This is a genomic window from bacterium Scap17, from assembly GCA_013376735.1.
Lineage (GTDB): Bacteria > Pseudomonadota > Gammaproteobacteria > Pseudomonadales > Halomonadaceae > Cobetia.
This window is the reverse complement of the sequence record VINJ01000001.1, coordinates 3,869,253-3,889,636: the sequence shown is the minus strand read 5'-3', so window position 1 is coordinate 3,889,636 and position 20,384 is coordinate 3,869,253. Positions and strand designations below refer to the sequence as shown.

At 59.9% G+C, this 20,384-nt stretch carries 10 protein-coding genes, 2 tRNA genes and 3 rRNA genes; 13 read left to right on the top strand and 2 right to left on the bottom strand.

Annotated features, from left to right (window positions below; genetic code table 11):
• Nucleotides 1-175: 175 nt before the first annotated feature.
• Entirely contained in the window at nucleotides 176-1,810 is a 1,635-nt protein-coding gene (locus FLM52_16500) for an NAD+ synthase (protein NVN57330.1), read from the top strand.
• Nucleotides 1,811-1,957: 147 nt separating this feature from the next.
• On the opposite strand, the gene FLM52_16495 is transcribed toward FLM52_16500, so the two are convergent.
• A complete protein-coding gene (locus tag FLM52_16495; GenBank protein NVN57329.1) occupies nucleotides 1,958-2,749 on the bottom strand; it encodes an outer membrane protein assembly factor BamD in 792 nt (263 codons plus the stop codon).
• Nucleotides 2,750-2,855: 106 nt separating this feature from the next.
• Here FLM52_16495 and rluD point away from each other — a divergent pair, with 106 nt between their 5' ends.
• The 5 genes from rluD to ilvN all read left to right on the top strand — a co-directional run bounded on the left by rluD (nucleotide 2,856) and on the right by ilvN (nucleotide 10,373).
• Entirely contained in the window at nucleotides 2,856-3,809 is a 954-nt protein-coding gene (rluD, locus tag FLM52_16490) for a 23S rRNA pseudouridine(1911/1915/1917) synthase RluD (protein ID NVN57328.1), read from the top strand.
• A gap of 39 nt (nucleotides 3,810-3,848) precedes the next feature.
• Nucleotides 3,849-4,625 (top strand): peptidoglycan editing factor PgeF, encoded by a 777-nt coding sequence (pgeF, locus tag FLM52_16485; protein NVN57327.1) that lies wholly within the window; start codon nucleotides 3,849-3,851, stop codon nucleotides 4,623-4,625.
• Nucleotides 4,626-4,930: 305 nt separating this feature from the next.
• Nucleotides 4,931-7,579 carry an ATP-dependent chaperone ClpB gene (gene clpB / locus FLM52_16480; protein ID NVN57326.1) on the top strand — a complete coding sequence of 883 codons (2,649 nt, stop codon included), beginning with the start codon at nucleotides 4,931-4,933 and terminating at the stop codon, nucleotides 7,577-7,579.
• Nucleotides 7,580-8,157: 578 nt separating this feature from the next.
• Nucleotides 8,158-9,882, top strand: a complete 1,725-nt coding sequence (locus FLM52_16475) for an acetolactate synthase 3 large subunit (GenBank protein ID NVN57325.1) — start codon at nucleotides 8,158-8,160, stop codon at nucleotides 9,880-9,882.
• Complete coding sequence (gene ilvN, locus FLM52_16470) at nucleotides 9,882-10,373, top strand: acetolactate synthase small subunit (protein ID NVN57324.1); 492 nt, start codon at nucleotides 9,882-9,884, stop codon at nucleotides 10,371-10,373. Before FLM52_16475 ends, ilvN begins: the two co-directional genes overlap by 1 nt.
• Nucleotides 10,374-10,464: 91 nt before the next feature.
• Here ilvN and ilvY read toward each other — a convergent pair whose 3' ends face one another.
• On the bottom strand, nucleotides 10,465-11,394 hold the full coding sequence (ilvY, locus tag FLM52_16465) for an HTH-type transcriptional activator IlvY (GenBank protein NVN57323.1): 930 nt from the start codon (nucleotides 11,392-11,394) through the stop codon (nucleotides 10,465-10,467).
• A gap of 320 nt (nucleotides 11,395-11,714) precedes the next feature.
• Between ilvY and ilvC the strand changes: the two genes are divergently transcribed.
• The 7 genes from ilvC to rrf all read left to right on the top strand — a co-directional run bounded on the left by ilvC (nucleotide 11,715) and on the right by rrf (nucleotide 19,622).
• Nucleotides 11,715-12,731 (top strand): ketol-acid reductoisomerase, encoded by a 1,017-nt coding sequence (ilvC, locus tag FLM52_16460; protein NVN57322.1) that lies wholly within the window; start codon nucleotides 11,715-11,717, stop codon nucleotides 12,729-12,731.
• A gap of 184 nt (nucleotides 12,732-12,915) precedes the next feature.
• Nucleotides 12,916-13,791 (top strand): CDP-diacylglycerol--serine O-phosphatidyltransferase, encoded by an 876-nt coding sequence (gene pssA, locus FLM52_16455; protein NVN57321.1) that lies wholly within the window; start codon nucleotides 12,916-12,918, stop codon nucleotides 13,789-13,791.
• 647 nt (nucleotides 13,792-14,438) lie between these two features.
• Nucleotides 14,439-15,984, top strand: a 16S ribosomal RNA gene (locus FLM52_16450).
• A 71-nt stretch (nucleotides 15,985-16,055) separates the two neighbouring features.
• A tRNA-Ile gene (locus FLM52_16445) sits at nucleotides 16,056-16,132 on the top strand.
• A gap of 40 nt (nucleotides 16,133-16,172) precedes the next feature.
• A tRNA-Ala gene (locus tag FLM52_16440) sits at nucleotides 16,173-16,248 on the top strand.
• Nucleotides 16,249-16,473: 225 nt separating this feature from the next.
• Nucleotides 16,474-19,386 (top strand): 23S ribosomal RNA (locus tag FLM52_16435).
• Nucleotides 19,387-19,506: 120 nt separating this feature from the next.
• A 5S ribosomal RNA gene (gene rrf, locus FLM52_16430) occupies nucleotides 19,507-19,622 on the top strand.
• The 16S, 23S and 5S rRNA genes sit together here with 2 tRNA genes alongside, the layout of an rRNA operon.
• Nucleotides 19,623-20,384 lie beyond the last annotated feature (762 nt).

Below are 20,384 nucleotides of genomic sequence, written 5' to 3'. Positions count from 1 at the left end.
TATGACTCCCAGATGAGGCGGCGCGCGTGGCTTTTGCCAGCGGCGCGACCTTGCGGGACAATGGCGGCCAACATGATGACAGGTGGGCCGGTGCACGGCTCAGTGATCTGAGCCAGATGTCAGGCCACAGTGTACTGGCCCCTTATCGAACCGCCAATCGAGAGATCCTTACCGCATGCAAGATCTGACTCTGGTGATGGCCCAGCTCGACCCGCTGGTCGGTGATATCCCCGGCAACACTGCACGTGCCATCGAAGCGGTGCGTGAAGCGAGTCTTGAGCACAAGGCCGATGTCGTAGTGCTGCCCGAGTTGTGTCTGACCGGCTACCCGCCGGAAGACCTGCTGCTGCGCGAGTCCATGGAATCCCGCCTGGAAGAGGCGCGGGCCCAGATGGCGAAGGAGGTCGCGCCGGGTGTGATGGTCATCGTCGGCTACCCCGGCATGCGTGACGGCAAGCGCTACAACCTGGCCGGCGTGCTCAAGGATGGTGAGTGGATCGCCGAGTATGCCAAGCAGGCCTTGCCCAACTATCAGGTCTTCGATGAGCAGCGCTATTTCACGCCGGGCAGCGAGCCGTGTGTGGTGGAATGCCGTGGTGCCCGTCTGGGCATCGTCATCTGCGAAGACCTGTGGGACGGCGCGCCGATCCGTCAGGCGCGCGATGCCGGAGCCGAGATTCTCGTCAGCCTCAATGCCTCGCCCTATCACCTGGAGAAGCCGGCCGAGCGCAATCGACTGTTCGCCGAGCGGGCCGCCGAGGTCAACTGCCCGCTGGTCTACGTCAATCAGATCGGCGGTCAGGATGAGCTGGTCTTCGATGGGGGCTCTGCCGCCATCGATGCCGACGGCAAGACCTGCGTGCAGGCGCCGTGGTGGGATGTCGGCCTGATGCCGGTGCAGTTCCTCAAGGCAGAGGGTGGCAACTGGGCGCCGCAGAGTGGCGAGATCGCCGAGCTGCTGTCGCCGGAGGAGTCACTCTACTGCGCGCTGGTCACGGGGCTGCGTGACTACGTCAACAAGAGCGGCTTCAAGGGGGTGGTGCTGGGGCTTTCCGGGGGCATCGATTCCGGCCTGTCGCTGGCCATCGCCGTCGATGCGCTGGGCGCGGACCGAGTGCATGCCGTGATGATGCCGTATCACTACACTGCGGACATCTCCAAGGAAGACGCCGCCGAGCAAGCGAAACTGCTGGGCGTGAATTACGAGGTGATGCCCATCGCGCCGATGGTCGAAGCCTTCACCGAGACGCTGGCGGAGAGCTTCGCGGGCAGCGAGCGCGATACCACCGAAGAGAATCTGCAGTCACGCTGTCGTGGCGTGCTGCTGATGGCCATCTCCAACAAGAAGGGCCTGATGGTGCTGACCACCGGCAACAAGAGCGAGATGGCGGTGGGTTACGCCACGCTCTACGGCGACATGGTCGGTGGCTACAACGCGCTCAAGGATGTCTACAAGAGCTGGGTATTCCGCCTCGCCAACTGGCGCAACACCATGGGTCCGGCGATTCCGGAACGCGTCATCACGCGCCCGCCGTCCGCCGAGCTTGCCGAGGATCAGCTCGACAGCGATTCGCTGCCCGACTACGACACCCTGGATGCGATTCTCACCCACTATATCGAGGGTGACATGAGCGCCGAGGCGATCATCCGCTCAGGCTTCGAGGAAGAGGATGTCTATCGCGTGGTGCGTCTGGTCGACCGTACCGAGTACAAGCGTCGTCAGGCACCGGTCGGCGTGCGCGTCACGCCGCGTGGCTTCGGGCGGGATCGTCGTTACCCGATCGTCAATGGCTGGGTGGCCGGCGATTGAGGCAACTCATGTCCGGTGTCAGGGATTGCGGATTCTTTGCGCAAGACGCTGAAAGCGCCTGAATCCGACGATTCTGGCCATGCTGGCAGCACGAAAAAGCCCGTGATCATCGATCACGGGCTTTTCGATGGTGACGCCTGCCGGTCGTCAGACCGTCAGGTCGTCAGCCTTCACGTAACGCGGCTCGAAGGTACGGCCATCCAGACGTTCATTGTCCGGATCATTCTGGATCAGCACCTTGAGCGTCTCGCTGGCACGGTCACGCAGACCGAGGCCCAGATAGCCCTCGACCATCACGGCCAGCGCATCGCGGGTGGCAGGAGTGTTAGGGTAGTGCTCAATGACCCACTCGCCACGCTTCACGGCAGCCAGATAGGCCTGCTTGCGCAGGTAGAAATCGGCTGTCTGCAGCTCGCCGCGTGCCAGTACGTTGCGCAGATAGATGATGCGCTGACGGGAATCTGCCGCGTAGGTGCTATTGGGGAAGCGACGTACCAGCTCACCGAAGTCGACGTAGGCATCGCGTGTCGCGCCCAGGTCACGCTTGGAAATATCGATCAGATCGAGGGATTCCAGGCTGAAACGGCCCGCGCTGTACGCTGCCAGTCCACGCATGTAGTAGGCATAATCGACCTGCGGGTGATCGGGGTGCAGGCGAATGAAACGGCTGGCCGCGGCGCGTGCCGCCTCCCAGTTGTCGACCTGGTAATAGGCGTAGATCAGCTCCAGCTGCGACTGTTCGGCGTAGCTGCCGAACGGGAAGCGAGTATCCAGGGCTTCAAGTTGTTGCACAGCGGAGTTGAAGCGGCTGGTATCCAGAGAAACCTGGGCCTGACGATACAGGTCCTGCTCCTGAAGATCCGGTGCCGGCTCGTTGGACGCACAGCCAGCCAGCAAGGTGCTGGCCAGGGCGAGGGCAGTCAAGGGAAGGGCGCGCATCGGTTTCCTCATCTCGGGCAATCCATGGCGGGCATGCTAGAATCCGCCGATCCGCACTCACTATAAAGCAAAGGCCCTTTCGTGCGAAACGGCCTCAGAGAGCAATATGGCAGACACCATCAACCGCGAAGAGCGGATCCCGGAGGCGATGATTGGCATGCGCCTTGATCAGGCCTGCGCCGAGATCTTCTCCGACTATTCCCGCGAGCGTCTCAAGCACTGGATCAAGACCGGTGCGCTGACCCTCGACGGTGCCGCCGTCAAACCCCGCGAGAAGGTCTATGGCGGTGAACGTCTGGCCCTGACCGCCGAGCTTGAAGAGGAAGTCAGCCACGAGCCGGAAGATATCGAGCTCGAGATCGTCTATGAAGACGACGACGTGCTGGTCATCAACAAGGAACACGGCATGGTCGTGCACCCGGGCGCGGGTAACCACGATGGCACGCTGCTCAACGCCATCCTGCATCATTGCCCGGGCAATTCCATGATGCCGCGTGCCGGTATCGTGCACCGTCTCGACAAGGACACCAGCGGACTGATGGTGGTGGCCAAGTCATTGACCGCCCAGGCGGACCTGGTCGAGCAGCTGCAGGCCCGTACCGTATCGCGGGAGTATGATGCCGTCGTCACGGGCGTGCTGACCTCCGGTGCCACCGTGGATGCGCCCATCGGGCGTCACCCCAAGGACCGCAAGCGTCAGGCCGTCACTCACAGTGGCAAGCCGGCGGTCACCCACTTCCGCGTGGTGGAGCGTTTCCGAGGCCACACCCATATCCGCTGCAAGCTGGAAACCGGGCGTACCCACCAGATTCGCGTGCACATGGCGCACCAGCGCTATCCGCTGGTTGGAGACCCGGTCTACGGCGGGCGTCTGAAGCTGCCGCCTGGGGCCAGTGACCCGCTCAAGGAGCTGCTGCGCCAGTTCCCGCGTCAGGCACTGCATGCCCGCCGTCTCGCCTTCATCCACCCGATCACGGGCAAGGAAGTCGAATTCCGCGCCGAGATGCCGGGCGACATGCTGGTGTTGATCGACTATCTCAAGGAAGACATCGCTCGCTGAGGCGGCAGGCTCGCGCGACACGCCGCACAAGGAGAGGTTATGCACGACGAGAGTCTACGCCCGACCCTGATACTGCCGGACTGGCCCGCGCCGAGCCCGGTGCAGGCCTTCGTGACCACGCGTGAGAGCGGCCCCAGCCAGGGGCCGTATGCTGGCTTCAATCCGGCGCTGCACGTCGGCGATGACCCGGCGATGGTAGCGCAGGTGCGTGAGCTGCTTGCGGCAGAGGTCGATGACGGGCGTCCGCTGGCATGGCTGGACCAGGTGCATGGCACTCAGGTGGTGGATGCCTTCGATGTCTGCCACGCCGAGGGCCGGCCGGGTGCACCGCCACGGGCGGATGCCTGCATCAGTACCGGCACCGGGCAGGCCTGTGTGGTGATGACGGCGGACTGCCTGCCGGTGCTGTTCTGTGATCGGCAGGGCACGCGTGTCGGTGTGGCACATGCGGGTTGGCGCGGGCTGGTCGAAGGCGTGCTGGAAGCCACCATCGAGCGTCTCGGCGATGCCCCCGGCGAGCTGATGGCCTGGCTGGGTCCTGCGATCTCCAATGCGCAGTTCGAGGTCGGCCCCGAGGTACGTGACGCCTTCATCGCGGACCTGCCTGAGGCCGATGATGCCTTCGAGGCCAGTCCCTACCGGCTTGGTCATTACATGTGCGACCTCTACAAGCTGGCACGTCTGCGTCTCGAGCGTGCCGGAGTCGGTCATGTCAGTGGCGGCCACTTCTGCACCGCCTCGGAGTCGCGTTTCTACTCCCATCGTCGTGATGATGGCGTGACCGGGCGCCTCGCCACGGTGATCTGGCTGCGCTGAGGCGCTGAGCAGAAATCACTGTCCAGGGTTCTGGTCTGCGCATTCCACAAGCTCGACATTCAGTACCCACAAATGCCCCGTTGACCTGATGTTCCAGGTCGGCGGAGCGTTTCTGTGTGGCAAAGGTGATGGCCGGCAGGGCGGGAAACTGACCTGGATCAGGCGAATGGCACAACATGCTGCAGTGCGGCGAATCCTGCCTTGAAAGCCGTGCACCAGTCCCCATCTTGAGAGTCAGATACGAAAAGTTACAGGCGAAGCTCCTGAGAAAAGGAGTACCGCCATGACTCTCAGGAGACAGCACCATGCGCATCGACAAACTCACCAGCAAGCTGCAGAACGCTCTGGCGGATGCCCAGTCGCTCGCCGTCGGGCGAGGCCACAATGAAATTCACCCACAGCATCTGCTGCTGGCGCTGCTGGAGGACCGCGATGGCGGTCTCAAGGCACTGGTCAACAAGGCGGGCGGCGATGCCACCAGTCTGATGAGTGGCCTCAAGCGCCAGCTGGATGACCTGCCGACCGTGTCCCAGTTCGACGGCAATGTCGCGCCCTCGCAGGCCCTCGGCAAGCTTCTGAATCTGGCCGATCGTGAAGCGCAGAAGCGCGGCGATCAATTCATCGCCTCCGAGCTCGCGCTGCTGGCCGCGCTGGAGCTGGGCGGTGATCTCGGCAAGCTGTTCACCTCCTCGGGCATCAAGAAGCCCGCCCTGACCTCCGCCATCGATGCACTGCGCGGTGGCGAAGCCGTGGGCGATGCCGATGCCGAGAACAATCGCGAGGCGCTCAACAAGTACACCCTGGATCTCACCGAGCGCGCGCGGGATGGCAAGCTCGACCCGGTGATCGGGCGTGACGAGGAAATTCGGCGCACGATCCAGGTGCTGCAGCGTCGCACCAAGAACAACCCGGTGTTGATCGGTGAACCTGGTGTCGGCAAGACCGCCATCGTCGAGGGGCTGGCCAGCCGTATCGTCAATGGCGAGGTGCCGGAAGGCCTCAAGAACAAGCGCGTGCTGTCTCTCGACATGGGCTCGCTGCTGGCGGGGGCCAAGTTCCGCGGCGAATTCGAGGAGCGCCTCAAGTCGGTGCTCAAGGAGCTGGCGCAGGAAGAGGGCCAGGTCATCCTGTTCATCGACGAGCTGCACACCATGGTCGGCGCGGGCAAGGCCGAAGGCGCGATGGACGCCGGCAACATGCTCAAGCCGGCGCTGGCGCGTGGCGAGCTGCACTGTGTCGGTGCCACCACGCTTGACGAGTATCGCCAGTACATCGAGAAGGACGCCGCACTCGAGCGCCGCTTCCAGAAGGTGCAGGTCGACCAGCCCAGCGAGGAAGACACCATTGCCATCCTGCGTGGCCTGAAGGAGCGCTACGAGGTACACCACGGGGTCGACATCACCGACAGTGCCATCATCGCCGCTGCACGGCTGTCCTCGCGTTACATCACGGACCGCCAGCTGCCGGACAAGGCGATCGACCTGATCGACGAGGCCGCGTCACGCATCCGCATGGAGCTGGATTCCAAGCCTGAGGAGATGGACCGCCTCGATCGCCGCCTGATCCAGCTCAAGATGGAGCGGGAAGCGCTCAAGAAGGAGACTGATGAGGCGGCGCTCAAGCGCCTCGGCGCGCTTGAGGACCAGATATCGGAGCTGGAGCGTGAATACGCCGACCTCGATGAAGTCTGGAAGGCCGAGAAGTCCAGCATCCAGGGCGCGGCCCAGTTCAAGGCGGAGCTGGAACAGGCGCGTATCGATCTGGAGCAGGCGCGCCGCGCCGGTGACCTCAGCCGTATGTCGGAACTGCAGTACGGCGTGATTCCGGGGCTCGAGAAGCAGATCAGCGAAGCCGGCGAAGGCGAGGCGGATACCTCTGCCCACGTACTGCTGCGCTCCAATGTCACCGAGGAGGAGATTGCCGAGGTCGTCTCGCGCTGGACCGGCATTCCGGTCGCCAAGATGCTCGAAGGCGAGCGTGACAAGCTGCTGCGCATGGAAGAGGCGCTGCACGAGAAAGTGATCGGTCAGGACGAGGCGGTGATCGCGGTGTCCAATGCGGTACGTCGCTCACGCGCGGGGCTGTCGGATCCGAATCGTCCCAACGGCTCTTTCCTGTTCCTTGGTCCGACCGGCGTCGGCAAGACGGAGCTCTGCAAGTCACTGGCCAGCTTCCTGTTCGACACCGAAGAGGCGATGGTGCGCATCGACATGTCCGAGTTCATGGAGAAGCACTCCGTGGCCCGCTTGATCGGCGCGCCTCCCGGCTATGTCGGGTATGAAGAGGGCGGCTATCTGACCGAGGCCGTGCGCCGCAAGCCATACTCCGTGCTGCTGCTCGACGAGGTCGAGAAGGCGCACCCTGATGTCTTCAACATCCTGCTGCAGGTGCTGGAAGATGGCCGCCTGACCGATGGTCAGGGGCGCACCGTCGATTTCCGCAACACCGTGATCGTGATGACCTCCAACCTGGGCTCGGAAATGATCCAGCGCATGAGCGGCCTCAATGGCGAGCTGGCGGAAGACGATGGCAGTACGGAAAGTGCCGACGAGCGTGCCGAGCGCAAGGCGGCCTTCCAGTACGACGACATGAAGACGGCGGTGATGGAAGTCGTCGGCAATCACTTCCGACCGGAGCTGATCAACCGCATCGATGAAGTGGTCGTGTTCCACGCGCTGGGGCAGGCGCAGATTGCTTCCATCGCGGGCATCCAGCTTGAACGTCTCAAGGCGCGCCTGGCCGATCGCGATCTCGGCTTCGATATCACCGATGCCGCGATGGCGCTGCTGGCCAAGGCAGGCTTCGATCCGGTCTATGGCGCTCGTCCGCTCAAGCGCGCCATCCAGAGTCGTATCGAGAATCCGCTGGCCCAGGCGCTGCTGGGTGGCGACTTCGTGCCCGGTGATGTGATCCGTGTCGACGAAGAGGGCGGGGAACTGACCTTCACGCGCTGATTCGCGCGCCCATGAGTGACGCCCCACCGTGACGGAAGCACGCCCTTCCGCTTGCGGTGGGGCGTTTTCGTGTCTGCCGTCCGGGCGCAAAAAGACAACCCGGCGTGAGGCAGGCTGAAATTCACGAAGCAGAAAATTGCGAATTTATCGCCATTGGTGAGGTTTTACGCACGCTTATGGCCGGATTCGTTGTTATCGGTGTGGCATTTGGCGCAGGCGGCGCACACTGGCGTAAGGTTGAGTTGACAGCCCCTTGCGGCTGTTGGACTCTTGACCATTCCTGATTGCGGGCGCGGCCATTCGGGCGACCCTCGAAGCGCCGCGTGAAGGACAGACGCTGAGTCGCTGTCCGCCTGTCAAAGGATACGCCGGTCCGGGTACGCCAACCGTACCGACCGGCCATCAGCCCCGACCGCATCCAACCGATGCGACAAGAGTGCAGGCCCTAACCGGGCCGCAGACGCCAGGGTTTGGCATCAGGTGCCGCAATTTCTGCGGTAGCGACATTCAGGTCGCACTCGATCCGGCTTGCGCATTGCCGCCGGACGCACTCGAGACCTCCAGGGGAGAATAACCAAGTGGAATTGCTTTCCGGCGCTGACATGATCGCCCGCGCCCTGCACGACGAGGGCGTGGAATATATTTACGGCTATCCCGGTGGAGCGGCGCTGCATATCTATGACGCCCTGTTCCGCCAGGACAAGGTCCAGCACGTTCTGGTCCGTCACGAGCAGGCCGCGACCCACGCCGCCGATGGTTACGCGCGCGCCTCCGGCAAGCCGGGTGTGGTGCTGGTCACCTCAGGCCCGGGCGCGACCAATGCCGTCACTGGTATCGCCACGGCCTACATGGACTCGATTCCCATGGTCGTGCTGTGTGGTCAGGTCGCCAGTCACCTGATCGGTGAAGACGCCTTCCAGGAAACCGACATCGTCGGCGTGACTCGCCCGATCGTGAAGCACAGCTTCTCGATCAAGCACCCGAGCGAGATTCCCGAGGTGATCAAGAAGGCCTTCTATCTGGCCTCCAGTGGTCGCCCGGGGCCGGTCGTCATCGATATCCCGAAGGACATGACCGCCCCGACCGAACGCTATGAGTACAGCTACCCCAAGAAGGTACGCATGCGCTCCTACAGCCCGGTCACCCGTGGCCACAGTGGCCAGATCAAGAAAGCCGTGGAGCTGATGCTCAAGGCACGTCGCCCGCTGTTCTTCACCGGTGGCGGTGTGGTGTCCGGGCGTGCCAGCGAAGCGCTGACTGACCTGGTACGCCGCCTCAACTTCCCGATCACCACTTCGCTGATGGGCATCGGTGCCTACCCGCAGGGCGATCGGCAGTGTCTGGGCTGGCCCGGCATGCACGGCTCCTACGAGTCGAACAATGCCATGCACCACGCCGATCTGATCATCTGCATCGGTGCGCGCTTCGATGACCGCGTGACCAACAACACCTCGAAGTTCTGCCCGACGGCCAAGATCATCCACGTCGACATCGACCCGAGCTCGGTCTCCAAGACCGTGCGCGCCGATGTGCCGATCGTCGGTCCGGCCGATGCCGTGATCAACGAGATGATCAGCCTCGTGCAGGGCCGCGAGCTGGCCAACCCCGATGCACTGGAGGCCTGGTGGTCCCAGATCGATGGCTGGCGTGCCGAGCGTGAAGGCAAGCTGTACGAGCCGTCCGCCCCGGGTGAGCCGCTCAAGCCGCAGCAGGTGGTGGAAGCCGTGCACCGTGCGACGCGTGGCGAAGCCTTCGTCGCCACCGATGTCGGTCAGCACCAGATGTTCGCTGCCCAGTACTACAAGTTCCAGCGCCCCAACCGCTGGATCACCTCCGGTGGTCTGGGCACCATGGGCTTCGGCTTCCCGGCGGCCATGGGCATCAAGATGTCCTACCCGGAAGACGATGTGGTGCTGTTCACCGGTGAAGGCAGCTTCCAGATGATGATGCAGGAGTTCTCGACCTGTAAGCAGTACGGGATCGGGGTCAAGATCATCAACCTCAACAACCAGTCGCTGGGCATGGTGCGTCAGTGGCAGGACCTGAACTACAAGTCCCGTCACTCGCATTCCTATATGGAGTCGCTGCCTGACTTCGTGCAGCTGGCGGGTGCCTATGGCTTCCGCGCCATCAAGGTGCACACGGTGGAGGAGCTCGAGCCTGCGCTGGAAGACGCCTTCCGCAACAAGGACGAGCTGGTGTTCCTCGACATCTATGTCGACCCGCGTGAACACGTCTACCCGATGCAGGTGCCTCTCGGCTCCATGCGTGACATGCTGCTTACGAAGACGGAGCGGACCTGATGCGCCATATCATCTCCATTCTGATGGAAAACGAACCGGGCGCGCTGTCACGGGTCGTCGGCCTGTTTTCACAGCGTAACTTCAACATCGAGACCCTCAACGTGGCGCCGACCGAAGACGCGACCCTGTCCCGTCTGACCGTCACCACGGTCGGTGAAGATCGTGTCATCGAGCAGATCACCAAGCAGCTCAACAAGCTGGTGGATGTGGTCAAGCTGGTGGACCTCACCGAGGGCAGCCACATCGAGCGCGAGCTGATGCTGGTCAAGGTCAAGGCGTTGGGCGCCCAGCGTGACGAGATCAAGCGCACGGCGGACATCTTCCGTGCCCAGATCGTCGATATCACCCCGAGCCTCTATACCATTCAGATCACCGGTGACGGCGGCAAGCTGGATGCCTTCCTGGCGGCGATGCAGCCGGTGGGCGTGATGGAAGTGGCACGTACCGGTGTCTCCGGCATCGCACGCGGTGAAAAGGTGTTGAGCCTGTAAGACGGTGGTAGTGGAATCGCAACACAAGAACGGCGCCCCTCGGGGCGCCGTTTTCGTTGCTGCGCCATTCTTGTTGGCTCGCTATCAGGCATCAATCAACGGGTCGCTGCGGCGAGCCGGGCAGTTGCTCCCATAACGCGCGCACCAGCGGATGACGCAGGCGTTTTTCCTGTACGCACAGGCCGACCTTGTAGGGGGTCAGCGGAGGATCGACCTCAAGGATGCGCACCTGATCGGCCAGCGGCGAATTGTCGAGCACGATCTGTGGCACCACACCGATCCCGAAGCCCAGCCCGACCATGCTGACGATGGCCTCATTGCCGGCAACCTGAGCATACAGACGTGGCTTGATGCCGCGCTCGTGGCACCAGGCATCGAAGCGCTCACGTGCCAGGCCGGTCTCCGACAGGATCATCGGCACGCGGGCCCAGTCGATGTGACCGTCGCCCGCCACTGAATCATCGGCCTCCCCGATGCCTTCCAGCCGCTGGCCGGGGCCATCATGTCGCGGCGCAATGAAGCGTAGCGGCGATTCGGCGAAGTCGGTAAAGGCCAGGCGGGAAGGCAGCACATCCGGACGCGCGGCGATTGCCAGGTCCTCATGGCCCATCAGCACACGCTCCAGTGCCACGGCAGGGTCACCGGTATGCAGCTTGAGCTCCACGTGCGGGTGGCGGGCGCGGAAGGTGGCCAGAATCTCGTAAAGAAAGCTGTAGCTGGCAGTCACCGAGCAATACAGGGAGAGCTCGCCACGCAGTTCATCACTGTCTTCCAGCAGTGACTGGCGAATGTCATCCCACTGACTCAGGAGTTCGCGAGCATGACGACGGAAGCGTTCACCCGCCGGTGTCAGCGCGACGCTGCGGTTGTCGCGCTCGAACAGGCTGACGCCCAGCTCTTCCTCCATGGCCCGGATGGCTCGTGACAGGGCAGAGGCGCTCAGGTGGCAGGCAGTGCTGGCGCGCCCGAAATGTAGCGTTTCGGCGAGGGTCAGGAATTGCTTGAGCTGGCGATTGTCCATGCCGGAGTCCACTGTCGGTGAGTGCTGTAGAGGGAAATGCCTTGTATTGCGCAATATGGCATATAATGGTGCAAATATAGCATTTTACGCAATGTCGAGGTGCAGGTAAGGTGGACTCATCGCCGCGCAGGAGGAGGGCGGCAGACCTTGATCCAAGGCGCACGACCTCCCCAGGACGCAGAGCGGCCGAGACAGATGGCCGTCGGCGCTGGACACTGTCATACGCCTTTCCCTTGCGGGAGGGGTCGCAAGAACAACAGACACTCTTTCAAGATCTCACGCCATCCCGCTGACGGGGTGAGCCGCCAGGAGCAATGACGATGAAACTCTATTACGACAAGGATTGTGACCTCTCCCTCATCCAGGGCAAGAAAGTGGTCATCCTCGGTTACGGTTCCCAGGGCCACGCCCACGCGAACAACCTGAAGGAATCCGGCGTCGATGTCACTGTCGCCCTGCGTCGTTCTTCCTCCAGCTGGGCCAAGGCCGAAGCGGCGGGCCTGAAGGTTGCCGAAGTCGAGGAAGCGGTTAAGGCGGCTGACCTGGTCATGATCCTGGCGCCGGACGAGAACCAGAAGGCCATCTACGAGAACCAGGTGGAACCGAACCTGAAGCAGGGCGCGACCCTGGCCTTCGCTCACGGCTTCAACGTCCACTACAACCAGGTCGTGCCGCGTGCTGACCTCGACGTCATCATGATCGCGCCGAAGGCACCGGGTCACACCGTGCGTTCCGAGTTCGTGAAGGGTGGCGGTATCCCGGACCTGATCGCCATCCATCAGGATGCGACTGGCCAGGCCAAGGACATCGCACTCTCCTACGCGGCAGGCGTCGGTGGCGGTCGTACCGGCATCATCGAGACCACCTTCAAGGACGAGACCGAAACCGATCTGTTCGGTGAGCAGGCTGTCCTGTGTGGTGGCGCGGTCGAGCTGGTCAAGATGGGCTTCGAGACCCTGACCGAAGCGGGCTACGCACCGGAAATGGCCTATTTCGAGTGTCTGCACGAGCTCAAGCTGATCGTCGACCTGATGTACGAAGGCGGCATCGCCAACATGAACTACTCCATCTCCAACAATGCGGAGTATGGCGAGTACGTGACCGGTACCGAAGTCATCAACGAGCAGTCCCGTGTCGCCATGCGCAATGCACTCAAGCGCATCCAGAGCGGTGAATACGCCAAGATGTTCATCCAGGAAGGCAACACCAACTACCCGTCCATGACGGCCCGTCGTCGCCAGAACGCCGAGCATCCGATCGAGCAGACTGGTGAGAAGCTGCGCGGCATGATGCCGTGGATCACGGCCAACCAGCTGGTCGACAAGTCGCGCAACTGATCCTGCCTATTGGATCTGGCGTGAAATGAGCGGGGCGCTCTCCATCAGGAGGGCGCCCCGCTTGCGTTGCTGATTCATAAGCGCTATCGAATGGGGGAGGGAGTGACAGTCGACGGTGAGGTCGCTAGGGTGTCACCACTATTCGCGCTCACTGGCAGGTGTAGAATGTGGCTACCCTGCCACGATGAGGCATGATGCAAGGAATCCCATGACTGACGAAAATCGACATCCCGGAGTAGAAGGCGGCGCCGAAGCAGAGGCGCGCCGTAGCAGCTCAGTGCTGGACAAGGTGGTGGAGGAGTTCACCGACGACAGTGAAGTCGTGGAAGAGGCCATCGAGGACGGCAAGCCCGTTCGCCGGCGTGGCATCTACCTGCTGCCCAACCTGTTCACTACCTCGGCGCTGTTCTCCGGCTTCTTCGCCGTGGTGTGTGCGCTGAACGGGGAATTTGCCAACGCCTCCATCGCCATCTTCGTCTCGATGGTGCTCGACGGTCTGGACGGTCGTGTAGCTCGCCTGACCAACACCCAGAGTGCCTTCGGTGCCGAGTACGACAGCCTCGCGGACATGCTGTCCTTCGGTGTAGCGCCGGCGCTGGTCACCTTCAGCTGGATTCTTCAGGACGTCGGCAAGATCGGTTGGATCGCCGCCTTCGTCTACGTGGCGGGTGCTGCGCTGCGTCTGGCACGCTTCAACGTCCAGATCGGCTCCACCGACAAGAAGTGGTTCATCGGCCTGCCGAGCCCGGCAGCGGCGGCACTTGTGGCCGGCTGCGTGTGGACCATGCACAATTTCGACGCCGAGACCTTCGCCTTCAAGTCGCTGATGGTCTTCGTGGTTGCGGCTGCCGGTATCCTCATGGTGTCGAACATTCGCTACTACAGCTTCAAGGAGATCGACCTCAAGGGGCCGGTGCCCTTTGTGGCGCTGCTCGCCATCGTGCTGGCCTTCGTGGTCATCTCGCTGGAGCCGTCCGTGATGCTGCTGGGCCTGTTCGGTTGCTATGTCGCCAGTGGCCCGATCATGGCGCTGGGTCGCAAGCTGCGCGGAAACAAGTAGGCGTCAGCTGTCAGCAGTGTGATGATCGATATTCGGCCCCGCCATTCCTGGCGGGGCCGAATGTGTTTCTGGCCGGGGGAAGATGTCAGCAAGCAACGGCAAGACGAGGATAAGAAGAAAAGAGAAGCAGAATGAGGAGAGAAGAGAAAGGCATTTCAGAGATGTCACCCGTATGTCCCGAGAATGACAATCTCTTCAAAAAGCCCTTGCCCTCACGGCGATTCCTGCGTAAAGTACGCATCCGCTGCCGGGGACGCATGGCGTCACCAGCGGTGAAAGAGGTTTGCAGGTGATTGTTTTGCTTGATGTTTTTGAAGTCCGCTTCGAAACCATCGATTGACAATTCCGGGCGATTCGCTAGAATGCGCCGCAATCCTTACGGAACAGGTGATCGAGCAACGCTCCTCACCGCTTGATGATGCTTAGAGGCAGTCGACTGACTCATCATCAAGTGCTTGACTTCTCAAGCGTTCCGGGTAGAATATGCCTCCTCGCTTCACAGCGACGCTCTTTAAAAATTTGATCAGGTAATTCGTGTGAGCGCTTGCCGATGAGTGGTGACAAGGTCACCAAATATCGGAGCAAGCCTCTCACGAGAAGTTTGACTCTGAACCAAGTTTGGTCTGCTTAACAGACTATCAAGCTTTCAACTGAAGAGTTTGATCATGGCTCAGATTGAACGCTGGCGGCAGGCTTAACACATGCAAGTCGAGCGGAAACGATCCTAGCTTGCTAGGAGGCGTCGAGCGGCGGACGGGTGAGTAATGCATGGGAATCTGCCCGATAGTGGGGGACAACCTGGGGAAACTCAGGCTAATACCGCATACGTCCTACGGGAGAAAGCAGGGGATCTTCGGACCTTGCGCTATCGGATGAGCCCATGTCGGATTAGCTTGTTGGTGAGGTAACGGCTCACCAAGGCGACGATCCGTAGCTGGTCTGAGAGGATGATCAGCCACACTGGGACTGAGACACGGCCCAGACTCCTACGGGAGGCAGCAGTGGGGAATATTGGACAATGGGCGAAAGCCTGATCCAGCCATGCCGCGTGTGTGAAGAAGGCCTTCGGGTTGTAAAGCACTTTCAGCGAGGAAGAACGCTTGTGGGTTAATACCCCGCAAGAAAGACATCACTCGCAGAAGAAGCACCGGCTAACTCCGTGCCAGCAGCCGCGGTAATACGGAGGGTGCAAGCGTTAATCGGAATTACTGGGCGTAAAGCGCGCGTAGGTGGCTAAGTCAGCCAGGTGTGAAAGCCCCGGGCTCAACCTGGGAACGGCATCTGGAACTGCTTGGCTAGAGTGCAGGAGAGGAAGGTAGAATTCCCGGTGTAGCGGTGAAATGCGTAGAGATCGGGAGGAATACCAGTGGCGAAGGCGGCCTTCTGGACTGACACTGACACTGAGGTGCGAAAGCGTGGGTAGCAAACAGGATTAGATACCCTGGTAGTCCACGCCGTAAACGATGTCAACTAGCCGTTGGGTCCCTTGAGGACTTAGTGGCGCAGCTAACGCAATAAGTTGACCGCCTGGGGAGTACGGCCGCAAGGTTAAAACTCAAATGAATTGACGGGGGCCCGCACAAGCGGTGGAGCATGTGGTTTAATTCGATGCAACGCGAAGAACCTTACCTACCCTTGACATCCAGAGGACTTTCCAGAGATGGATTGGTGCCTTCGGGAACTCTGAGACAGGTGCTGCATGGCTGTCGTCAGCTCGTGTTGTGAAATGTTGGGTTAAGTCCCGTAACGAGCGCAACCCCTATCCTTATTTGCCAGCGAGTCATGTCGGGAACTCTAAGGAGACTGCCGGTGACAAACCGGAGGAAGGTGGGGACGACGTCAAGTCATCATGGCCCTTACGGGTAGGGCTACACACGTGCTACAATGGCAAGTACAAAGGGTTGCAATACGGCGACGTGGAGCCAATCCCATAAAGCTTGCCTCAGTCCGGATTGGAGTCTGCAACTCGACTCCATGAAGTCGGAATCGCTAGTAATCGTGGATCAGAATGCCACGGTGAATACGTTCCCGGGCCTTGTACACACCGCCCGTCACACCATGGGAGTGGACTGCACCAGAAGTGGTTAGCCTAACCTTCGGGAGGGCGATCACCACGGTGTGGTTCATGACTGGGGTGAAGTCGTAACAAGGTAGCCCTAGGGGAACCTGGGGCTGGATCACCTCCTTATCGACACTGTCTACTGCTCGCGGCAAGTGCTCACAACGAATTACCTGATCAAGTTAGTTTATCGAGTAGTAGTGTCGGGTCTGTAGCTCAGTTGGTTAGAGCGCACCCCTGATAAGGGTGAGGTCGGCAGTTCAAATCTGCCCAGACCCACCAAAAGCTTCGTGCTTTTGTCGACACGGTTTTGCCGACTTTTGGGGCCATAGCTCAGCTGGGAGAGCGCCTGCCTTGCACGCAGGAGGTCAGCGGTTCGATCCCGCTTGGCTCCACCATCAAGTTCCGGTTCAAGCTGCTACTACCTGATAACGCTGCACAGTCCACAGTGACAAGCATATCGCCTTCCTCGAGAAGGTTGTGTGACTTCTCACTGTTCTCTGAACAGCCGCTCTTTAACAATGTGAATCATGCTGACGATGGAGTGTGCGCCAAGCACATCTCCATCAAACGATATGTCGGAGAGGTCCGACAGAGTCGTAATCCTTGACAGACCCCTTGGGGTTATATGGTCAAGCGATTAAGCGCATACGGTGGATGCCTTGGCAGCCAGAGGCGATGAAGGACGTGATAGCCTGCGATAAGCGTTGGCGAGGTGGCAAATACCCTGCGACCCAACGATTTCCGAATGGGGAAACCCACTCACCATCAGGTGAGTATCTATAGGCCAATACATAACCTATAGAGGCAAACCCGGGGAACTGAAACATCTAAGTACCCGGAGGAAAAGAAATCAACCGAGATTCCCCAAGTAGCGGCGAGCGAACGGGGACCAGCCCTTAAGCGTGACAACCGACAGGCGAACAAGCTGGGAAGCTTGACGATACAGGGTGATAGTCCCGTAGTCGAAGTCCGAGTCACGTGAAATCGAGTAGGTCGGGGCACGAGAAACCCTGACTGAACATGGGGGGACCATCCTCCAAGGCTAAATACTCCTGGCTGACCGATAGTGAACCAGTACCGTGAGGGAAAGGCGAAAAGAACCCCGGCGAGGGGAGTGAAATAGATCCTGAAACCGTATGCGTACAAGCAGTGGGAGCACCTTCGTGGTGTGACCGCGTACCTTTTGTATAATGGGTCAGCGACTTATATTCTGTGGCGAGCTTAACCGTATAGGGGAGGCGTAGGGAAACCGAGTCTTAACTGGGCGACCAGTCGCAGGGTATAGACCCGAAACCGGGCGATCTATCCATGGCCAGGGTGAAGATTGAGTAACATCAATTGGAGGCCCGAACCCAAGTATGTTGAAAAATGCTGGGATGAGCTGTGGATCGGAGTGAAAGGCTAATCAAGCCCGGAGATAGCTGGTTCTCCTCGAAAGCTATTTAGGTAGCGCCTCACGTATCACCGCTGGGGGTAGAGCACTGTTTCGGCTAGGGGGTCATCCCGACTTACCAACCCGAGGCAAACTCCGAATACCAGTGAGTGCAGCGTGGGAGACACACAGCGGGTGCTAACGTCCGTTGTGAAAAGGGAAACAACCCAGACCGTCAGCTAAGGTCCCAAAATCCTGATTAAGTGGGAAACGATGTGGGAAGGCTCAGACAGCTAGGAGGTTGGCTTAGAAGCAGCCACCCTTTAAAGAAAGCGTAATAGCTCACTAGTCGAGTCGGCCTGCGCGGAAGATATAACGGGGCTAAATCAGGTACCGAAGCTACGGGTTCATCCTCTGGATGAGCGGTAGAGGAGCGTCGTGTAAGCCAATGAAGGTGGATTGAGAAGTCTGCTGGAGGTATCACGAGTGCGAATGCTGACATGAGTAACGATAAGGGGAGTGAAAAACTCCCCCGCCGGAAGACCAAGGTTTTCTGTTCTACGTTAATCGGAGCAGAGTGAGTCGGCCCCTAAGGCGAGGCGGAAACGCGTAGTCGATGGGAAACGGGTTAATATTCCCGTACCGGATGTGGTTGCGATGGGGGGACGAAGAAGGCTAGGTGAGCCAGGCGTTGGTTGTCCTGGTGAAAGCATGTAGGCCGAGGAATCAGGCAAATCCGGTTCCTCTGAGGTCGAGATGCGAGACGAACTGACCACGGTCAGGAAGTCATCGATGCCACGCTTCCAGGAAAAGCCTCTAAGCTTCAGATCACATGCGACCGTACCCCAAACCGACACAGGTGGTCAGGTAGAGAATACCAAGGCGCTTGAGAGAACTCGGGTGAAGGAACTAGGCAAAATGGCACCGTAACTTCGGGAGAAGGTGCACCGGTTAGAGTGAAGGACTTGCTCCGTAAGCTCCTACCGGTCGAAGATACCAGGTGGCTGCAACTGTTTATTAAAAACACAGCACTCTGCAAACGCGCAAGCGGACGTATAGGGTGTGACGCCTGCCCGGTGCCGGAAGGTTAATTGATGGGGTTAGGATTCGTCCGAAGCTCTTGATCGAAGCCCCGGTAAACGGCGGCCGTAACTATAACGGTCCTAAGGTAGCGAAATTCCTTGTCGGGTAAGTTCCGACCTGCACGAATGGCGTAATGATGGCCACGCTGTCTCCACCCGAGACTCAGTGAAATTGAAATCGCAGTGAAGATGCTGTGTACCCGCGGCTAGACGGAAAGACCCCGTGAACCTTTACTATAGCTTTACACTGGATGCTGATGTTGTCTGTGTAGGATAGCTGGGAGGCTTTGAAACCACATCGCCAGATGCGGTGGAGCCAACCTTGAAATACCAGCCTGACATCATTGGCGTTCTAACTCAGGTCCGTCATCCGGATCGAGGACAGTGTATGGTGGGTAGTTTGACTGGGGCGGTCTCCTCCCAAAGAGTAACGGAGGAGCACGAAGGTACCCTCAGCACGGTTGGAAATCGTGCATTGAGTGCAAGAGCATAAGGGTGCTTGACTGCGAGACAGACACGTCGAGCAGGTACGAAAGTAGGTTCTAGTGATCCGGTGGTTCTGTATGGAAGGGCCATCGCTCAACGGATAAAAGGTACTCCGGGGATAACAGGCTGATACCGCCCAAGAGTTCACATCGACGGCGGTGTTTGGCACCTCGATGTCGGCTCATCACATCCTGGGGCTGAAGTCGGTCCCAAGGGTATGGCTGTTCGCCATTTAAAGTGGTACGCGAGCTGGGTTTAGAACGTCGTGAGACAGTTCGGTCCCTATCTGCCGTGGGCGTCGGAAGTTTGAGAAGAGCTGCTCCTAGTACGAGAGGACCGGAGTGGACGAACCTCTGGTGTTCGGGTTGTCATGCCAATGGCATTGCCCGGTAGCTACGTTCGGACGGGATAACCGCTGAAGGCATCTAAGCGGGAAGCCCCCTTCAAGATGAGACTTCCCTGAGGCCTTGCGCCTCCTGAAGGGCCCTTGAAGACGACAAGGTTGATAGGCTGGGTGTGGAAGCACAGCAATGTGTTGAGCTAACCAGTACTAATTGCCCGTGAGGCTTGACCATATAACACCCAAGGGGTTTGCCCAGGCAAACCGCCGGGATTGCGACAGGATCGACGACATATCGGTCAGCATGATTCATATTGCGAGTCGCGAGGTCACAAGCCTCGAGACTCAGGCATCGCAAGATGCCACCGTTTCGCCTGACGACCATAGCGAGCGTGAACCACCCGATCCCATGCCGAACTCGGAAGTGAAACCGCTTAGCGCCGATGGTAGTGTGGAGTTTCTCCATGTGAGAGTAGGTCATCGTCAGGCACTTATCCCGAACCGCCCCTGTAGCCTTGCTGCAGGGGCGGTTCTCTTTGTGGTGAGAAAAGTTGCTCAGGAAAATTGGCGCGTAAAAAGCCCATGGATGGCCACCTCATGAGAAGCCCGCACCAAGGGCAGTTATAAAAAGCTCCTCAGGTACTTGTCCCGCGCCGACCCTGTCGTCTTGCTGCAGGGGCAGTTCAGTATGTGACAAAGCGTAGAAGTGCAACCAGTCTTGCTGATGAAGGGAAGTGCGCAAGGATCCTCCTGTGGACAACCGGAACATGGGAGTGGCACCTGAATTATCCACAAGGGCTTGTCGAGCATGAAGAGTTTCCAGGGGCAGGCAACTCTAGCTGAAATCTTGGGTGCAGCCGGCTGATGGCAAGACTGATCAGGCGTCGCGGGTTCTGCACCTCAGGGTTGCTCATGTTTTTTACGATCAGGCTGAACTAAAGCTCAATCGGCGACTCTGAGTATGTGAGTTTCGACGTTCCCTTGCTTAGAAACTTGTCTGTGCTATCCCATCAGCAGACTTTTTGCGATCTGGCGCTCCTGCCTTGCAGTCGAGCAGCCTATCCGCCGGTCACTTCCCCAGTGGCCGGTTTTTTTATGCCTGTCATTCTGACGGTGCCTTTGTGGTCTTGGGCGAGCTGTTGCAAAGCCCTGGTAGGTCATCTGCAGCGAGACACAAAAAAGCGGCCGGATGAGTGATCATCCGGCCGCTTTGGCATCTGATGTGGCCCTCACGGAGTGAAGGTCACGTCA

What these genes read in the sequence shown, in the direction of transcription:
- pgeF (NVN57327.1), top strand. Translation starts at nt 3,849, where the DNA reads ATGCACGACGAGAGTCTACGCCCGACCCTGATACTGCCGGACTGGCCC.
- pssA (NVN57321.1), top strand. Translation starts at nt 12,916, where the DNA reads ATGAGGCATGATGCAAGGAATCCCATGACTGACGAAAATCGACATCCC.
- FLM52_16495 (NVN57329.1), bottom strand. Translation starts at nt 2,749, where the DNA reads ATGCGCGCCCTTCCCTTGACTGCCCTCGCCCTGGCCAGCACCTTGCTG.
- ilvC (NVN57322.1), top strand. Translation starts at nt 11,715, where the DNA reads ATGAAACTCTATTACGACAAGGATTGTGACCTCTCCCTCATCCAGGGC.
- clpB (NVN57326.1), top strand. Translation starts at nt 4,931, where the DNA reads ATGCGCATCGACAAACTCACCAGCAAGCTGCAGAACGCTCTGGCGGAT.
- ilvY (NVN57323.1), bottom strand. Translation starts at nt 11,394, where the DNA reads ATGGACAATCGCCAGCTCAAGCAATTCCTGACCCTCGCCGAAACGCTA.
- FLM52_16500 (NVN57330.1), top strand. Translation starts at nt 176, where the DNA reads ATGCAAGATCTGACTCTGGTGATGGCCCAGCTCGACCCGCTGGTCGGT.
- ilvN (NVN57324.1), top strand. Translation starts at nt 9,882, where the DNA reads ATGCGCCATATCATCTCCATTCTGATGGAAAACGAACCGGGCGCGCTG.
- rluD (NVN57328.1), top strand. Translation starts at nt 2,856, where the DNA reads ATGGCAGACACCATCAACCGCGAAGAGCGGATCCCGGAGGCGATGATT.